Here is a 17,423-nt window from a genome sequence, read left to right on the forward strand (position 1 = left end):
CGACAGTCACTAGGCAAACAAAATGCCTCTCGCCCCTTGAGGCAAAAAGGGACGAGAGACATTTGGGCACACTTTGGGCGTGTATCTAGGCGCGAGGATGGATGCCTAGGATCTTCGGAGGAGGCTCCAGCCCTAGAGCCGCAAAGAATTGAGCCTGTTTGGCCGTCAGTTCGGTTCGTTGATAAAGGTCGCCGTTTTTGGAAGAAAAATGTCCAAGCATAAGACGCTCACATTCATCCCTTACTTTCGGCCACGATTCATGGGTTCGGATCTCCACGATCCGAACTAACAAGAGAGCAAGCCAACTGAGTAGCACATGCGCCCGAATGCGGTCTTCCAAGCGATGATACATAGGTCGCAATTCCAATGTAGACTTCAATGTTCGGAAGGCCTGCTCAATATCCACCAGCTGCTTATACCCGATGGCGACATCTTCGGCAGACAAGGTGTCATCGGATGTCCGGATGAGATATTTGCCGTCGTACTTTTCCGCGTCACGAACCGCTTGCTTGTCGATGCGAAGGGTTCCGTCCTTCAACTGGCGCAAGTATTTTCCGTAGGACGGATGGGAACGCAACCGGCAGGTCGCCTTATGATGGGCTTCGTATGGGAGTTGGCGAAGCCCTTCTAACTCCTCTTTCAGCGATTCGAGCAGCGTTTCCCGCTCCTTGCGTTGGCGTTCGGCTTCGCTGGGATTGTACACGAGAACATAGCGCTGACGCGCTTCTCCGTCGCCGACGATGATTTCTTTGATGTGCAAATTCTCGTCCACTTCATGATAACGTCCGCGACGGCTTAAGGCCTCTTCGACGGCGGCTTTGCCGGATCGCATTTTTTCGCCGACAATGTAGTGTCCCCCGGCCTGTTGCAAGATTCGCAAATTCTCTTCAGAGGAAAAGCCGCGGTCCATGACGCTGATCACACGTCCAAGCTTCCAGCCAATCAAGTCTTGTTTCACCTGTTTGATGACCGTCATGTCCATGGTATTGCCAGGCCATACCCAAGCGCGAATCGGGATTCCTTCCCGGGTGACAGCCAGCCCAATGACGATTTGAACCAAGTCTGGGCGTTTGTCTTTCGAGAATCCTTGTTTTCGAAGCGATTCTCCTTCCGGTGTTTCAGAGGGATCCACTTCGAAGTACGACGAAGTCGTATCGAAGTAAATCAAGTCGACTTCCAAATTCAATAAATCGGCCACGGCATGGAACACTTGACGTTCCAATTCCGGCTGCACGGCCAGCAGTTCATCCATCGCCCGGTACAACTGGTGGCTGGCGGCTTGAGGAAGGTGAGGGATATACACGTCTTTCTCCACCCACTCCTCCATCGCCAACTTGCTTGACGGATGAAGGGCGCGATTGGCCACCATGGCAAAAATCAGCCGTTCCAGCGAAATCTGGTGATGTCGGGAGGTAAACAAGGAGTGGAGAATCTCTCCCAACCCCAGTTGTCTCCAGAGCTGATCCAAGAGCCAAACGCCGCCGAGGTGTTTGCATGACTGGAATTGAAAGTCATCGGAAGCTTCTCCTGTCAACGTTTCGACTTCCCAAGCCTGCTCAGGAGAAAGGAATCGCGAAATGCTTTTGGCCAGACGTTCCAGGACGGCGCGATCCACCTCGTCTTCGCGCCCGAACGAATAAATCACCTTCGCTTTCGCATATTTGGCCTTTGGATCCCATTCATTGTGAGCAAGCTGGAGATAAGCAACGGTTGTTCCATCCTTGTTTTTGCGTGTGACTCGTCGTATGTACATGCCTATATTATAACGTATAAACTTTATTTTTAAAAGAAAAAATTAATAAATCGTGTGCCTATGAAATTCGGCGTTTTTTCCTAGGATCCGCATTACGAAACCCTTGATATAACAGCATTTTGGTCATTTCCATTTGCCTAAAATGACCTCAAAACTGTCGAACTCGGGAACGACTAGCGATGGTAAAAAAAAGGATTGCCATCGCTCGTTGTGTTGGTCAAAAAGTTATTCTGAAAAACGAAATAAAAAATCCTTTGTTTTGACCTTGTTAGGGTGCGAAATGTGAGCTTTAAAACAAGAACCAGGGATATTGTGGACAGAGCCAATTATATCAGAGTTGAAAAGAAATGGTCTATTTGATCGGAATTATGAAAAGTTAAAGGCAGGACTTCATATTGATAGGTTAAAGAAACGAAATTTAAAGGAATGCGTAACTTTCTTAATGAGACAGTGGAACGTAAAAAATATGGATGATTTCTTGTGTGAAATCAAGAGAAGGGGATACCAAGATCTAAGTCATTTGTGGATTGATTTAAAGAGATTATGTTCTTAATACCTAGGAGGATTTAGTATGAATTTTTTTAAGGATTTTAAGATTTCCTTTTTCTCACCTGGGTCTCGCCCCCTGCTGATTGCTTCTTTTTTGTCTAATATTGGAGATTGGATTTATTTCGTCGGTATGTCAGCGTTGCTATACAATACAGCTGGTGCTTTAGCCATGACAGCGTTCATTATTATTCGGCAATGTATGTATATTGTTTTTTCTCCGTTTACTGGCTACATCGCGGATCGTTTTCCCAGAAAATCACTGATGCTAATTACAGATCTTCTAAATGGGATACTGATGTTTATCTTAAGTTTCCTCTCAATTCAACAAATAAATTCTATTTCGCTGTATATTACTCTTATTTTATTAGTTGTCATATTTGGTCTAATTAATCGCTCTGCTAGATTAGTGGTAATTCCAAAATTAGTGGAAAAAGAATTTCTTTTATCATTAAATGCTCTAACTAATATAATTGGAACTACGTCTTTAACAATTGCTCCAGTTATAGCTGGACTAGCTATGAAAATGGGGGGAGTGAGTTGGACATTTCTAATTAATGGAATTTCCTTTCTGTTAAGTCTATTATGTAGTTTAGCTCTACCAAGTAGTCTAAATAAGATTGAGGGCGCTAAGAAAGATGTGACTAACAGTTATACAACTAAATTTAGAGAGATTACAGAAGGGTTATCCTTTGTTATAAGAGTTTCGAAAGCACGTTCAATTACTTTTTTTCTTATTACCTCGCATTTAGTAGTAGGAGCCACATGGATATTCATCCCTGAACTATCCAAATTACTACAGCAAGGAGATGCAGGAATTGGTTATCTAAATTCTGCAGTAGGAGCTGGTTCGGTACTGGGTGTATTCATTGGTGCTTGGATTGGAAGCAAACGACTAGGAACATCTGCAATAATTGGTGTTATAGGACTGAGTTTGTCTGTTCTTCTTTGCTCCATTAGTTCTATCTATAGTTTTAGTCTACTCATCGCTACTTTAGTAGTATATGGATCTGTAACCCTAATGGGTATTTTTGCGAACATTGCTGATGCTCCGTTATGGACAATGATTCAGCAGGTTACGAACGACAGTAATGCAGGTAGAGTTTACTCAGCAGTTGATGCCTTGACTGTAGGCGGGATGGCTTTAGGTTCATTTTTAGCAGGTTGGATTATTTCCCATCTATCTTTATCTTTTACCTTAGTCGTAATTTCTATTATTTCCCTGATCATGACAGGAATTTTCATTCCGGGCATTGTTCGAAGCACACAAAAAGAGAAATCAATTAGTCCTTCAGGTGAGAGTTATGGAAAATGAACAGTTACAAAAAGTAGTATAAAGATTGGAGATTATCAAAATCAACTAGAAGTAGATTCTTTTACAGAGCTTGGCAATCACCATATCTTTCAACCATTTCCATAAGCGTTCGATCGGGTTCAGTTGCGGAGAATACGGAGGAAGGTAAATAAAGTGAAAACACTGCCCTTCTTCCCGCAAAAACTCCTTGGCCATTTTGGCGTGGTGAATGCGGGCGTGATCCAACACCAAGACCATGAGACGGTCTGGATAGCGCTCTTTGAACATTCTCAAGAAATCCAAGAACGTCGCGGCATTGGCAGCGGTCGTTTGATGAAGCACCGTTTCGCCATCGTGGATGTTGACCGCGCCAAACAGCGATACGTGGGCATGATGGCCGAATGTCGGCACTCGTTTTTGACAGCCAGTCTCGGACCAAGTGGATCGCAACACATGATAAGAGCGGATATGCGTTTCATCGATGTACAGAAGAACAGCATCTTCTGTCTCCTTGGTGATCAAGTTTTTTTTATCAGATCCATTTGTTTTTCAAATTGCTTTTGCTCATCCGGATTTCCTTTCGCCAGTGTGTACGTCGGGCGAGTCCATGACAGACCTTGACGGTGCAGGAGTTTTCGCAGCGCTTCACGGGAAATGGAAACGCCGAAGTGCTTTTCCACATAGGACTGCAGAAGTTTGGTGTTCCACGCCGAAGCCACATCCCACCCCAGTTCGGCGGGAGTCGTGGTGAGCACGAGCCGCTTGATCTCTTTCTGCTGTTCTTCCGTGAGAAACGGCTCGCGTCCGGGGGCGAAATCTCGGGTGAAGCAAGAGGTCGAGCCCCCCTTCGTTGAACAGTGAGACATAATGGGACACCGTTTGTCGACACACGTTGACCATGGAGGCCGCCTCTTTGCCTACATAACCTTCCATGACCAGGCGAACGGCCATCACCCGTTGGCGAAGGAGGGCGTTTTTGATTTTCCGTTCCTGTTTGCGAAGCGTTCGTGGCGTCCATCCGTGATCGTTGGTGATGCGCAGACGTTTCATGAATGATCCTGCTCCTTTTCCATTGGTTTCCTTAGGAACAGGATAACCGGAGTGTGCACTGGTTATACGAAGGTTAATCTTTTAATGAGCATGTATATAATAAATCATTGGTAATTAAATGAACTGACATGGTTTGACACCTCTTTTTACCCTTAATTTGCAACAAGCATTTCCTCAAGCCTAATTCAACAAGATATTGTTTTAATCCTTCCATTCTCCGTTGCATCGTTATTTTTAGAATTTTATTATTTTTTCTATACTCCCAATCTCCGTTTACTTGTCACCTTGAAGCTGTATGTTATAGGATAAAGTAAAATGGGAGAGGAGAGAGAAAAATGACTATATATCAACCATTAGGAGCATATCTCGAAAAACAAGGCGTTTCAGCTCTCACACTCACTATAGACGAAATGGAAAGCATTCTCGGATTCAAATTACCGCCTTCTGCAAGAAAATATCGGGAATGGTGGGCAAACCACTACGGCAACAGCCAAGCAAAAGGCTGGATGGACTATGGTTGGCAAGTAAGTAAAGTCGAACTTGGAAAAAAGGTTACATTCCACAAAATTAGAGGTTAAACAAGGATTTAAAGAAGAGAGCAGCTATTTCGAGAGCGCCTGAATATGAATAATTAACTGTAGATGAGCATTTTTCATTACAATAATTTCCATGGTTAGAGAGACAAACAGGGTACCCCTTACGCGACACGGAGCTGTTTTTTGATCACATCAATGGGAATATCTTGCTTTGCGGCGTCATAAATGAACTCTATGACGCTATGGCCTTTCCGCGATCGAAGAAGCTCCAGTCCAGCGGAAAGGTTTTGTTGGGATTCGGCGATGCTGTACACAGAGGCCAAGAGCACCACCGCCCAATACCGTTTCACCGCCCGAACGTGGCGGACCCGGTATCCATCCAGCTTCAGTTGATCTTTCGCCTGCCGGAAAAAGCATTCGATCGTCCAGCGCTGGGCGTAGTAACGCAAGATGTCTTCGTCCCCGAGCCCCCGGTCAGTGCTCAAGACACAATGGAGATGTTCCGGCGTCATCGGCTGATCCGCCTTCCAAGCCAGCAGCACCACCGCGTCATCGAGGCCATGGATGGCCCCCTCATAGCGATACACGCGGTAACGCTCCTGACCCACCGTGACGAGGCGGGTGTCTTTTGGCTCGATATAGCGGGCGAACTGCTTGGCTTGGACCGCGACGCCTTTCGGGTAGAGAATCCGGTTCGTCTTGAGCATCGCGATGACATGAAATCCCTTGCTCAAGCAGGCTTCGATGAGCGTTTTGGACGGATACCAAGAGTCCATCAACACATACACCGGCTGAGTCAGCTTCACCTTGATCGAGGAAAGCATCTCGATCGCCAGGTCGATTTTGCTCCTTCCCGCCGCCTTGTCATACAGACGAAACCCGAACGGAAACGCTTGCGTGAAAGTGTGCACCATCAGCCAAACGAGCGAATGCCCCCAAACCGATTGATGATCTTTATGCGAGTAGTGCCAGTCGCACCCTTCGATGGCGTGCGTGGCCCGTGACGAAGGCTTCGTTTTTTTGGCAAATCGTATCATCAATCGAGACAAAAAGAGGCTGATTCTTTCGCTCGATTCGGCGGAGGATCCACTCTTGAAGCTTTCCAAGCAACCTTTCCTCGTTCCAAGGGCTTTTCGTGAAAAAGTGACTGAGCGTCGTTCGATGATTCGGATGAAAGCTCCAGTGATGAATATCAGCCAATGTTCCCGAGAATCCCTTGGTGGTCAAGGCATCGACAATATGAATGAGATGCTTGATGACCGGTTTGGAAAGCTGCAGCGTCAACCCCAACGTGAAGAAAAACTTGTCGATTCCTTGGTGATGTGCTAATCTATTCATGAGACATGAACCTCCTTGTGGGTAGTTGTGAGCACATCTATTTTACCCAAGGAGTCGGGTTCATGTCTCCTTTTTTGTTTGATTGTCAATTTATGTTAGTGAATTTGCTCATCTACAGTTCTTACAATAACTGTTCTCCCATCTTCCAAAATGCCTACTTTGAGATCAGATGTATCCTTCATAATTTTCGGTCTGAGCGAGTAGAAATCCTTCACTGCTTGATTCATTCCGCCAGATAACTCATATTGAATGGTTCTCCCTTTTGTTACCCTTCCAGTTTTAGCGGCTTTTACCAAATCATTAACTGTTTTTTCTTTTCCTCTAATAAATCTTTGTTTTTCGATGACATTTGACATCCACTGCCAAACTTTAGATCCCAATTTAACCCAAAGCACAATTTTGTTTTCTCCATCCGGATCCACGAACATCACCGGATTGTTGTTCGCATACGCATACCCATTTTGCGTCAAGGGGTCATCCGCATCACCCGGATCGGGGTCGAGCGACAGGAACACGCCATGCTCTGGGTGGTAGTACCGAGCAATCAGGTAATAAAGACCCGTTTCTTGGTCGTATTGGTGTAAATTAGCACATTATTTCAGAATCCCTTTTTCAAATTATTTCAGGCGGATTCTGAAATAATGTGCAAAATTTTTGCGAATTATTGCGGATTTTGCACATTCTTTCGGAACATTTGCACGCTCTTTCAGATGAAGATTTCCAGCGCGCCTGATGGATCGATGAAAAAGAGGAAGCACAAAAGAGGCCGATTTGGCCCCTTTCGTGCTAATACCCCATTTCCTCTGCAGCCATGCGCACCACTTCTTCGTCAATGACGTCCTTTTTCAGCTGATGCCCGTACAGCAGGCAAGTCGTGGCCAACGTGTTGATGACACGGGGCCAACCACGTGATTGCAGGGCAATCGCCTCTAACGCCGATGGGGTGAAGATCGGATGCTTCGCCCCGGCCTGTTTCATTCGATGCTCGATGTAGCCCGCCACCTCTTCCTTCTCCATCGGCCCCATCCGGTATCGCATGATGATCCGCTGGTCGAGAGGGCGGTGCTGATTGAGCCGCAGCTTCCCCTGTAAATGAGGCAACCCGGCCAAAATCAAGACAAATGGGTTGGTTGAATCCATCTCAAAGTTGAACAAGATGGCGATGTCTTGTAAAAAGGCATCCTTTGCTAAATGCATCTCGTCCAAAATGAACACCGGCGTGATCCGTCGTTCATGATGCAATCGCTCGATCGCCTGCTGGATTTGGCGGAAGAGATCTACCTTGCGGTACTTCGGTTCCTCTCCTAATCCCAAGGCCAGTCCACGGTAAAAATCCATCACGCCTCCGGTGGATAACGGAAAGTAGACGACATGATACAATGATGGATTCAATGACTCTTTCAGCGCCCGAAGGGCGAACGTCTTGCCCGCCCCCGGCTCTCCGATCAACAGCCCGATCCCCCGGGTTCGTTTCACGTACTCCAGCGCCCGCAGCGCTTCTTGAAACGCCGCCCCTTGATACGCCTCGGACGGATCTGTTTCTTTCGCAAACGGCTCCCGCGAGAGGGAATAAAACGTTTTATACATCCTGTTCGCCCTCCTTCGCCGAAACCGCCGCAAACGGCGACCGGTGGCGCTTCACATAGGCATTGTCCTCCAAACGCACCCGAATGGCTTCCGCCACCCGTTTGCCATCTTCGTACACATAGACGCCTCGTTCGTCATAGCGGAGCTCAATCGATTGCCCAATGAACCGAGGCGGCACTTCGTATAGCTGTTTATTCAAGGTGATCGTGCCATCGGCTTTCACCTTGCGGTGCTCCCGTTTCAGAAAAATCGCATCCAGCCAATCGATGTCTTCGATCCACACCACTCGTTCCATTTGGGACTGAAACACCTCATGCGGCGTTTTTCCGTCCAGTGAGGCGTGAGGCTTTCGATGATACTCTTCTTCAAGCCACTTCCAAAAACGCTCGTTCAACTCGTCAAGCGACTTCGGCGGATTCAGCTCTAACAGCGGATAAAACCGCGTCTGTACGGTGCGGAAGAACCGTTCGATTTTCCCTTTGCTTTGCGGGTCATACGGCTGAGTGTGGATGAGCGTAATCCCCATCTCGGCGCACGCATACTGCAGCACCTCGGATCGATAAATTTTCCCGTTGTCCGAGTAAATGCGTTTCGGCTTCCCGCAACGAAGCACCGCTTCCTTTGTGACGATCCGCAGCCCGTCAAATTTCTCCGAAGGGAAACTATACATACGGCACCAACCGCGAGCAGTCATCGATATACGCGATCAAAAACGTTTTCTGGGCTTTCCCATGGACGCGAATCGTGGGTCCATGGGATAAGTCCCCTTGCCATAGCTCATTGATCTGGTCATACGCAAAACGCTTTCGCTCCGGCATCGGCAAGATTTCTTTTCCCACCAGGTTGTGTTTTTTCAACAATCGGTATATAGTAAAGTATGAGAGGGTGGTGGGAATGTCCCCCTGCTTGGTGAGTTGTTCGTAGAATAGGGTCACGGGCATGGTGGGATGTTCCTTCCTCAATGCTAGAATATGATCCTCATCATCGGGGGACAGACGTCTGGAGCGGCCGCGGTCCGAACGGCGCTTCGGCTTCAAGGCGTCGAAGCCCCCTTTTTTGTATCGGGCGCACCAATCCAGAATCGTCTTCGCCGCAATGGGCTTGTCCCCTTGATGAGGAATCGAATGCACTCGCCCGCCCACCTCATTCAAATACGCTTTGGGCTCCACCTGGCCATTCACCAACGGAGCGATCAGCCCGTACCGAAACAGCGCGATGTCGTGTCTCATCGATTCATCCATCCGGATCTCCTCCCTGTCTCCCTGTGATGTTGGACCGTTCCGGTCCCTCTGCCTCCTATCTTACGAAACGGCTCGAGATTCGTCGAGAGGAAGGGTTTGTGGGAACATCAACCATCTCCGTTTTTTGGTGTTAAGTAGAAAATCAGGAAGCAATTTGATCCGCAAACGGATGCCACCTCTCGTTTGTCCACAGGTCTTGGATGATCGAGCCCACCCCCCGTCCCTCCAAGGTCTGCATCCACCAAACCGCCCGTTCTGTTCTTGCGTTCCCCACAGGGCCGATGATCCCCCACCTTCTCACCGCCGCGTGATGCAAGCGGGAAAGATTCCGTAAAAATCGTCGGACATAAAACAAGATGACCTCCTTGGTGGGAAAAACAACCTGTTTGGTCTTCGCTCCTCGCCTTGGCGTTTCGAACCATGCTTTGACCGCTTGCCAGATGACCGGCCGTGTATATTGAACATACGGGAGGAGGAAAGAAGGCAGCACACTCACGGTTTTGCGGCACTCTTGACAGCGATATCGTGCGATCCAAAGGCGATACTCCCCCTCTGCCGTCAACGCATAGCGTTGGTAGTATCCGTGACGATGCAAGGGGCGGCGGGATGGACAGTGGGGGCATTGGCTCACGTCAGGAAAATCGTTCCCTTTCCCACGATCCGTATACGTTTGAATGTCAATGCCAAAGTCGTGAAACTGGATCACACTTCCTCCCCCCTCTCCTTGAAACGAATGGAAATCTTCGTCCGAAACAATTCACAAAAAAATTAGCACATTCCTTCAGAAAAGGGGAGAGGGCTTTCTGAAAGAATGTGCAAAAAAATGGGCGTTTTATGCTGAAATAAAATGATAATTTAGGTTCATCACCAAATTTTGTGATTTAGTGACAAAAAAGAGAAAGCACTGACGAGATCCTGGCAATAATGTTAGCGGTGAAATCAACATTAAGGAGGTCTCGTAAGTGCTTTCGATACCACTAGGATTGCCAGAATTTAAAGTGATTAAACAAGAACTTCTTTCCTATGGTTATGCGATTCATGTAGAGAAAACAGAGACACAGGAACGCTGCCCTCATTGTGGGTTTGCCACTTCCTCTGTCCACGACAGACGGACAAGAAAAGTACGGGATTTGGCGATTTTCCATCAACCGGTGTACTTGTTCGTAAAGGTAAAGCGCTATCGGTGCTGGAATTGTTCCCAAGTGTTTTCCGCCTCTTTGGAATCGATTCAACCCAATCAACACTACACCAATCGATTTTGTGAGTACTTGTATGAACTTTGTGAAGGCTCCACCATTCAAGAGGTTAGCGGAAAGCACCGCATCCCATATACGACATTGGAGCGCATCTATTACTTCATTGCATCGAAAAAAGCAAAAGAGCGTCAAACAGCGATAGAAGCATCTTCTCAAGAAGAGATGGTGCTTAGCTTAGATGAAATCGCGGTAAAAAAGGGACATCAATATGAAACCGTATTGATGGATGCCAAAGCCGGATCGGTCATGGGAATGCATGCCGATCGCCAATGTGACTCCGCCCTCCACTTGTTGAGCCAAAATGTCCTGTCGAAAGAAAGGGTCCAAACGGTGATTCTTGACATGTGGGAACCTTATCATAAGGCGGTTCGCGCCCTGTTTCCATCTGCTTCGATTGTCATCGATCAGTACCATGTGGTTCAAAAAGTGACACAAGCCTTGGATCAAGCAAGAAAGGAATTTCCTCCATTGAAAAAGGCTCGATATCTTCTCTTAAAAGGCTGTGAAAAGCTTCGTAAGGACCAACGGCTTCGATTGGACGATATCTTGGAGGAGTATCCGGTACTTTCCATTGCTTATTATCTGAAAGAGTTGTTTCGGGATTTTTACCGAACCGATGGATATAACGAAGCAAAGGAACGCTTGGAAGAATGGATTCAGTTAGCCAAACAGAGCCCTTTTGCTTCTTTTCAGGAAGCAGCCAACACGCTTGAAAGGTGGAAGGAGCCGATTCTTTCCTACTTTTTGTGCCCATATACCAATGCCCGAATCGAGGGGACGAATCACAAGATCAAAAACATCAAACGCCGGGCATATGGCTATCGAAATCGAGAACGGTTTCGTTTGCGTGTATTTCTGGAGTGTACAGGGAACACTACAGGTAGTCAGGCTGCTTAAGCGCTCTCTTCTTCCGCTATCGGTATGATAGTTGGTAGAATGGAACCCGTCAAGGAAAGCACTTGACTGTTTTCATTCTACCAACTTCGTGGTCTGTATGCGGAAGAAGGATCCTGACTGATGAACCGATTTCATCCAGCTAACATATTTCTGGGGTTGAGTGGAAATCACAGAAAATGGTGAAGACCCATAATTTACAATTGGTACCCCGCATATCGGTATGGGTTTTCGTCCGCCAAGGCACCGGATTGGGAAAGAATATTCCCCCACGCATCGTATTGATAGCGGGCAACAATGTTTCCTTGTTCATCCGTCAGGGCGATGACATCCCCATGCGCGTTATAGTGGTAAAAATACGTCGCATTGCCTTTTTTCATGGCAAGAAGTTGCCCGTTTTCTCCGTATATATATGATCTTACCACATTTCCATCCGCATCGGTTTCATACAGAACGTTTAGGCTGTCGCCTTGGTAATGATAGTTCGTAACGACGCCATTCACATTCTTTTGGATGCGTCGGCCGTCTTCATCGTATTTGTACGTCACAAACGGCGTGCTTTCGCCTTTTCTTGTGATGGAGACGAGCTGGTCCGCTTCGTTCCATTCATATCGATACTGTCCGTCTTCGACACGGTTGCCGTTCGCATCGTACGTGATTGTTTCGTCACCGAAACGAACCAACTGATTCGCCGCATTATAATCAGCCGTGGTCGTCGTCGACTGCCCGTCTTTCGTTTTCACGATTTGCTTCCGATTACCGAATCCATCGTACGTATACGCGATCGTCGTTCCATCCGGCCATTGCTCTTCGACTAGTTGATCTAAAAGGCCGGTGAATTAATGGGGCATAGACTTCCCTCATGTCGAATTTTGGAGGCCATTCTCCCCGCCATTTGGCGCCAAAGGACGGGAAGACGAGCAGGACTTCCTGCTCCAAATTCCGTTTTTGCGCACGCCAAAGAGCCGGTCCCCCCTCGTTTTTTTCGAAACCGGCACAATCGCTTCAGATTTTGCACGACGGCGGTCAACAGCGCCTGTTCTTCCATGGCGTAAAGGCCCCGGCTTCGGGCCCGGTCCAGCCCATGACATTCCTTCCCTTCGGCGAACACATGCTCACAACGCGTGCGAAGGGCTTGAATCGATCGATAACCGCCCTGTTGCTGAATGAGCCTCGCTTGGTTGCGAATCTGAACGTCTCGGACTTTCGCCTGGCGCTTTGCTTCCTGAGCGGGATCCTTCGCCCGGCGCTTCCAGGTTGGAATCTCCTCCATCTCCTTGCGGCGCAGCGACACGAGCGGCGTGATGCCTTGGATGAAGAGCGCTTTCAAATACTCCGTGGTGCCATACGCTTTGTCCGCGGACAAGGTCCGAATCGTGATCGACGGGTGGCGAAACCGAATCGAAGCCAGCTGCTCCAAACTCGTCTCCCGTTCCGCCGTTCCGGTGGCGAGGCTGGCCCGTCTGGACAAAATCACGCGCGACTGGACATCGATGACGTCGTGCACCAGATACCGAGGATACGCTTCCTGGCCTTTGCCTTTCTTGTACAGCCGGGCATCCGGATCCGTCACGCTTCGATGGGTTTGGTTGGAAAACCTGGTTCCACGGAAGTTTCCTCGTTCTTCGGCATGGACGCACTCCCCTGATGGGGGAGACGGAGAGGGCGGGGCGTCATCCGGATCCCGTGACTCGGTCTGTTCATCTTCCCGGGCAGTGCGGGCGAGGTAGTCTTCCAACGTTTCCACCGGAGCGAGCTTGACCTCCCGCAAGCTGTGGATCGAGGCATTCGCCCGCACTTGAGTGCCATCAGCCGCCGCATGGACATCCGGCGAGACCAGCCCCGCCGCGATGCATTGATCCACCACGTAGGTCATCAGCTGATCAAAGATTCCGTGTTGGCGCCAGCGTTTCCGCGTTTTGACGAGCGTCGTTCGATCCGGAAGCGTAGGATGATGAGGATCTGGATGAAGCACGGATTCAAAGTCGAGACCGCAAAACCACAAGTATCCGGCATGCATGGGGAGGATCTCATACAACTCCCGCTCGGAGTGGTCGAACAAATACGAGAGCAGCATCAGGCGAAGCAGCCGTTCCGGATCCGCCGCTGGACGACCCGTTTTTTCCGTGTACAGGGGAGCCACCCAATCGTGAATGACGGAAAAGTCAACCGCTTCGTTGATTTGGCGCAGGATATGATGTGGGGGAATCAGGTCCTCCATGTCGATGACTTGAAACAGCCGAGGCTGAGTCGAAGGGTTTTTGGGGGGCTTTCATGATCCGCTCACGCTCCATTCCAACGATTTTTCTTCCTTTTTCGACACAAGCCCCCTAAATTCCTGCCTCAGGGTGTACTTTTTCACCGGCCTTCTAAGGCGTCATAACGATAGAGCGTCTTCGCGCCGGTCGGGGTGGCGATTTCTGTCCGATTGCCGTTTTCATCGTAACGGTACGTTTCCGATAAAATTTCTGTTCCATCCGCCGTACCGACCGAAACGCTTTCCACGAGGCCGCGGTCATCATACGTAAAGGTCGAGCCGGCTCCGTTTCCTGTCGTGAAGGTGCGAACGTTCCCTCTCTCGTCATAGTCAAAGCGGTACGTATACGTTCCATCTTGGACGACTGTATTTTGATCCAATGCATTGTATTGGTAATGGATCGTTTGACTGTTTATTGCAAAATAAAAATACAGAGTTCTGCAACGAAAAGTGCAGAGCTGAAGGCAAAGAAAAAAAGGCTTGCCAGCCTCTAACATTTCCTCTACTGTGGAAGTTGTGAACACATAACCAAACAGTGGAGGAGCGAAAGGATGCTGGCAATGCCCGAAATTAATCGTATCAGAAAACTGCGTGAAAAGAAAGGGTTATCGATTGCGGAAATTTCCCGTGAAACGGGATATAACTGGAGAACGGTCAAGAAATACGCAGATGAAGACATTTCTGTCCAACCAACCATCAAACGCAAAAAGGGGATGATGGAGGAAGAAGGGTACGGGCAAATCATTGATGACTGGTTGGAGGAGGATGCCAAGCTGCCGAGAAAACAACGGCGAACGAACAAGACGATGTTTGAAGCGCTTTGTCGTGACCATGGATTTCAAGGCTCGTATCGCACCGTTTGCGCGTACGTGCAAAAACGAAGACCGCAGCTCAAGCTCGAGAAAGAACAGCGCTATGAACGACTGGAGCACCCGCCAGGCGAGGCGCAGGTGGATTTCGGGAAGATGACGGTTGTGACGAAGGAGGGGAAGGAAGAAGAGCGATCGGTTTTGATCATGAGCTTTCCCTATAGCAACGCTGCGTTTGCTTATCCGCTGCCGGCGGAAAACAGTGAATGCTTCCTCCACGGGTTGACGCAGCTGTTTTGTCAGGCTGGGGGAGTGCCAAAGGCATTGCGCATTGACAATTTGTCCGCGGCCATTGTGTCGATTCGAAAAGGGGGAGAACGCCGATTCACCGTGGCTTTTGAGAAATTCCAACTCTACTATCGGTTTGATGTACAAGTGTGCAATCCATACAGTGGACATGAGAAAGGAAATGCGGAGCGAAAAGTCTATTACACTCGCAACCTTTGTTTCATCCCCGCTCCATTGATGGAGTCGGATCCGGAGCTGGTGGAGTGGCTGCATCGCAAGATGGTCGAGGACCGAAACCGTCCTCATTATGAAAAGGGGCGGTGGATCGAGGAACTATGGCAGGAAGAACAACCAGAGCTGTTGGCGTTGCCGGAACAAGATCTTCCGATCTTCTCCCTCGATCACGCTTACGTGAATAAATACGGAGAAGTGATGGTGGATGGGAAGGCGTTCGTCGTCCATGGCCTGTCCGTCCCCAACCGGGTGTTGGTGAAGAAAGAATGGAATCGTTTCGTTGTGTTCTCTTCCGATGGAGACGTCCATCTTGAAGCGCCAAGGCCGTATACGAACGTGAAACGCGAAATCCCTTGGAAAGAGATTTTCGCTGAGTGGGAGACCAAACCCCGGGTTGTCGGACATTCCCGCTACCGGACGTACTTGCCGGAGGCGATCCGAATGTATCTGGCTGGCCCCCCGCCCCAGGTGGTGGCCCGTTTGAAAGGACTGCGAGCGCTGTTGGATCGGCACACGCTTTACGAAATCGCCCAGTGGCTCGAGGAGAGTCAGCGATGGGACTTGACTCCTCATGAAATCGGCGTGTTGATGGAAGCGAAGCACTCCTATTACCCGGACAAGTGGGAAGAATCATACACCCCTTCCGTTCTAATCGACTATGAAACGGATTTAACGGTGTATGATCAACGTCTTCATCCCGCTCGGGAAGGGAGTGTCCAGAAATGAGAGCAGAGGTGAAAGAGATTTGTAAAGCGCTGCATTTGGCCTATATCGCAGATCGATTCGAGGAGGTGAGATTCGAAACGAAAGAACAGTTTTTGCGGGATGTATTGGCGCTGGAACTGTCGTGCCGCCAAGAAGCGAAACAGGCTCGGCTGATCAAGAAAGCCAAGTTTCGGGAGTTGAAATGGCTGAAGGATTACGAATGGTCGGGTCATATCCATTGGCCAGCCACGACATCGAGGGAGGAACTGTGTGACCTTCGCTTTTTGGAGCGAAAGCAAAACGTTCTGCTTTTAGGTTCACCTGGAACGGGGAAAACCCATCTCGCCACAGCACTTGGCATTCAGGCGTGCCAACAAGGCCATGAGGTTCGGTTTTTCCGCGTCGCGGATCTTGTCGCCCAGCTGGAAGAGGCGTTGAAAAACGGCACGCTCGGACGGCTGAAACGAAGCCTCGACCCATGCGAACTGTTGATTTTGGATGAACTCGGCTATGTGCCGTTTCAAAAGCAAGGATCGGAACTGTTGTTTCATATTATCGCCGACTGTTACGAGCGAAAAAGCGTCATGGTGACATCGAATCTAGAATTTGGACAGTGGAATCGGGTGTTTGGGGACAACCGTTTGACGGCAGCGTTAGTGGATCGCTTGGTTCACCACGCCCACATCTTGGCCTTTACGGGAGAGAGCTATCGACTGCGGAACGCTCTCTCCGCGATCCAGCCGTCCTCTGCCCCCGGTCTGGAACCTTAAGTCTTGAGCTGGCAAGCCTATGTATTTTTTCTTGCACTTCTCTGCATTTTTTGCTTGCAAAAAACATCGTTTGACTAAAGGACCCATGAGAGAACATGAACTGCTGCAATTTATCCGATGTGGTTGGGTACAGCCATTTTTGCAGCCCGCCACGGTCCGACAGTTCCACCAGCCGATTCGCTTTATCAAATGTTCTCGTTTTGGTGGTGCCGTCTTTTAAATATTTGACAGAAAGTTCGTTCCCATTTTTATCATAACTAAATTCGTAATACAGGACGTTGTTGTAGGAAACAGTTTTGACTCTTTCGACCCCGTCATACGTCCATTGAATCGTGTTTCCTTTCGGCAAAACCGTTTTGATTTTATTTCCGTTGGCATCATATTCATTCGTTGTCACATCATGGAGCGGACCGACGGTTTTCACGAGTTTGCCGGCCGCATCATAAGAATAGGCAAATGTTTGAGACTGGCCGTCGCTGGTTCGAATGACTTTTGAAGTCATATTGTCATTCGCGTCATACCCATAGTTGACGGACGTACCATTTGCTAACAACAGCTGTTTTAAGCGATTCGAGAAATCATACGTGTACTCTTTCTTGTTTCCTTTCTTATCGTACTCGCTTAACAGGTTTCCTACGGCATCATAATTCTTTTTCGCCACATAGCCTTCTTCATCCACTTCTTCCGTGACATCATTTCCGCTGGCATCGTATTTGTTTTTCGTCACCACATTTCCTTCCATGAGCCGGATCGCGTCAAACCATACCGTTCCCGTGTAATTGCCGCGGAAGACAGCGGATATGTCGATTTTATCAATTGGCTTGGAAGGTTGAATCGAAACGGCGGCACGGTTCCAATCTTGATT

9 protein-coding genes and 8 pseudogenes are annotated in these 17,423 nt (G+C 48.6%); 5 read left to right on the forward strand and 12 right to left on the reverse strand.

Annotated elements, in window-relative coordinates:
- Window positions 1-85: 85 nt before the first annotated feature.
- On the reverse strand, window positions 86-1,753 hold the full coding sequence (locus GC56T3_RS12590; protein WP_041468488.1) for an IS1634 family transposase: 1,668 nt from the start codon (window positions 1,751-1,753) through the stop codon (window positions 86-88).
- 571 nt (window positions 1,754-2,324) lie between these two features.
- On the opposite strand from GC56T3_RS12590, the gene GC56T3_RS12595 reads away from it, so the two are divergent.
- A complete protein-coding gene (locus tag GC56T3_RS12595) occupies window positions 2,325-3,614 on the forward strand; it encodes an MFS transporter (protein WP_013145819.1) in 1,290 nt (429 codons plus the stop codon).
- A gap of 45 nt (window positions 3,615-3,659) precedes the next feature.
- Here GC56T3_RS12595 and GC56T3_RS12600 read toward each other — a convergent pair whose 3' ends face one another.
- Together GC56T3_RS12600 and GC56T3_RS12605 are read right to left on the reverse strand one after the other, a co-directional pair.
- Window positions 3,660-4,115, reverse strand: coding sequence for an IS630 family transposase (locus GC56T3_RS12600; RefSeq protein ID WP_227456652.1), 456 nt, complete (start codon window positions 4,113-4,115; stop codon window positions 3,660-3,662).
- A pseudogene (locus tag GC56T3_RS12605) lies at window positions 4,112-4,643 on the reverse strand (IS630 family transposase). Before GC56T3_RS12605 ends, GC56T3_RS12600 begins: the two are co-directional and overlap by 4 nt.
- A 335-nt stretch (window positions 4,644-4,978) precedes the next feature.
- Between GC56T3_RS12605 and GC56T3_RS12610 the strand changes: the two are divergent.
- Window positions 4,979-5,221: a hypothetical protein gene (locus tag GC56T3_RS12610; protein ID WP_013145820.1), complete on the forward strand. Its 243-nt coding sequence runs from the start codon at window positions 4,979-4,981 to the stop codon at window positions 5,219-5,221.
- Between the two features lie 119 nt (window positions 5,222-5,340).
- Here GC56T3_RS12610 and GC56T3_RS12615 read toward each other — a convergent pair.
- The 5 genes and pseudogenes from GC56T3_RS12615 to GC56T3_RS20020 form a co-directional block, all read right to left on the reverse strand.
- Window positions 5,341-6,517, reverse strand: a pseudogene (locus GC56T3_RS12615) (IS701 family transposase).
- A gap of 95 nt (window positions 6,518-6,612) precedes the next feature.
- A pseudogene (locus GC56T3_RS20015) lies at window positions 6,613-7,098 on the reverse strand (RHS repeat-associated core domain-containing protein); the annotation flags it as partial.
- Window positions 7,099-7,303: 205 nt separating this feature from the next.
- Entirely contained in the window at window positions 7,304-8,104 is an 801-nt protein-coding gene (locus GC56T3_RS12625; protein ID WP_012820635.1) for an ExeA family protein, read from the reverse strand.
- Window positions 8,097-9,345 (reverse strand): annotated as a pseudogene (locus GC56T3_RS12630) (IS481 family transposase). Before GC56T3_RS12630 ends, GC56T3_RS12625 begins: the two are co-directional and overlap by 8 nt.
- 142 nt (window positions 9,346-9,487) lie before the next feature.
- Entirely contained in the window at window positions 9,488-10,051 is a 564-nt protein-coding gene (locus tag GC56T3_RS20020; protein WP_041468490.1) for a DUF6431 domain-containing protein, read from the reverse strand.
- 256 nt (window positions 10,052-10,307) lie between these two features.
- On the opposite strand from GC56T3_RS20020, the gene GC56T3_RS12640 reads away from it, so the two are divergent.
- A complete protein-coding gene (locus tag GC56T3_RS12640; protein ID WP_013145821.1) occupies window positions 10,308-11,498 on the forward strand; it encodes an ISL3 family transposase in 1,191 nt (396 codons plus the stop codon).
- Between the two features lie 200 nt (window positions 11,499-11,698).
- On the opposite strand, the pseudogene GC56T3_RS12645 reads toward GC56T3_RS12640, so the two are convergent.
- The 3 pseudogenes from GC56T3_RS12645 to GC56T3_RS12655 all read right to left on the reverse strand — a co-directional run.
- A pseudogene (locus GC56T3_RS12645) lies at window positions 11,699-12,322 on the reverse strand (RHS repeat protein); the annotation flags it as partial.
- A pseudogene (locus GC56T3_RS12650) lies at window positions 12,319-13,789 on the reverse strand (transposase). The pseudogenes GC56T3_RS12650 and GC56T3_RS12645, both read right to left, overlap by 4 nt.
- A 73-nt stretch (window positions 13,790-13,862) precedes the next feature.
- Window positions 13,863-14,162, reverse strand: a pseudogene (locus GC56T3_RS12655) (RHS repeat protein); the annotation flags it as partial.
- A gap of 141 nt (window positions 14,163-14,303) precedes the next feature.
- On the opposite strand from GC56T3_RS12655, the gene istA reads away from it, so the two are divergent.
- Together istA and istB are read left to right on the forward strand one after the other, a co-directional pair.
- Complete coding sequence (istA, locus tag GC56T3_RS12660; protein ID WP_041468498.1) at window positions 14,304-15,809, forward strand: IS21 family transposase; 1,506 nt, start codon at window positions 14,304-14,306, stop codon at window positions 15,807-15,809.
- The gene (gene istB / locus GC56T3_RS12665; RefSeq protein ID WP_041468500.1) at window positions 15,806-16,558 is read left to right on the forward strand and encodes an IS21-like element helper ATPase IstB; all 753 of its coding nucleotides are present in this window, start codon (window positions 15,806-15,808) and stop codon (window positions 16,556-16,558) included. Before istA ends, istB begins: the two co-directional genes overlap by 4 nt.
- A gap of 58 nt (window positions 16,559-16,616) precedes the next feature.
- On the opposite strand, the pseudogene GC56T3_RS12670 reads toward istB, so the two are convergent.
- Window positions 16,617-17,300, reverse strand: a pseudogene (locus tag GC56T3_RS12670) (hypothetical protein); the annotation flags it as partial.
- Between the last annotated feature and the right edge of the window lie 123 nt (window positions 17,301-17,423).

It is taken from the genome of Geobacillus sp. C56-T3 (assembly GCF_000092445.1).
Taxonomy (GTDB): Bacteria; Bacillota; Bacilli; order Bacillales; family Anoxybacillaceae; genus Geobacillus; species Geobacillus thermoleovorans.

Bases quoted from the DNA above. Each gene is read 5' to 3' on its own strand.
- istB (WP_041468500.1), top strand. From the start codon at position 15,806: ATGAGAGCAGAGGTGAAAGAGATTTGTAAAGCGCTGCATTTGGCCTAT.
- GC56T3_RS12595 (WP_013145819.1), top strand. From the start codon at position 2,325: ATGAATTTTTTTAAGGATTTTAAGATTTCCTTTTTCTCACCTGGGTCT.
- GC56T3_RS12625 (WP_012820635.1), bottom strand. From the start codon at position 8,104: ATGTATAAAACGTTTTATTCCCTCTCGCGGGAGCCGTTTGCGAAAGAA.
- GC56T3_RS12590 (WP_041468488.1), bottom strand. From the start codon at position 1,753: ATGTACATACGACGAGTCACACGCAAAAACAAGGATGGAACAACCGTT.
- GC56T3_RS12610 (WP_013145820.1), top strand. From the start codon at position 4,979: ATGACTATATATCAACCATTAGGAGCATATCTCGAAAAACAAGGCGTT.
- istA (WP_041468498.1), top strand. From the start codon at position 14,304: ATGCTGGCAATGCCCGAAATTAATCGTATCAGAAAACTGCGTGAAAAG.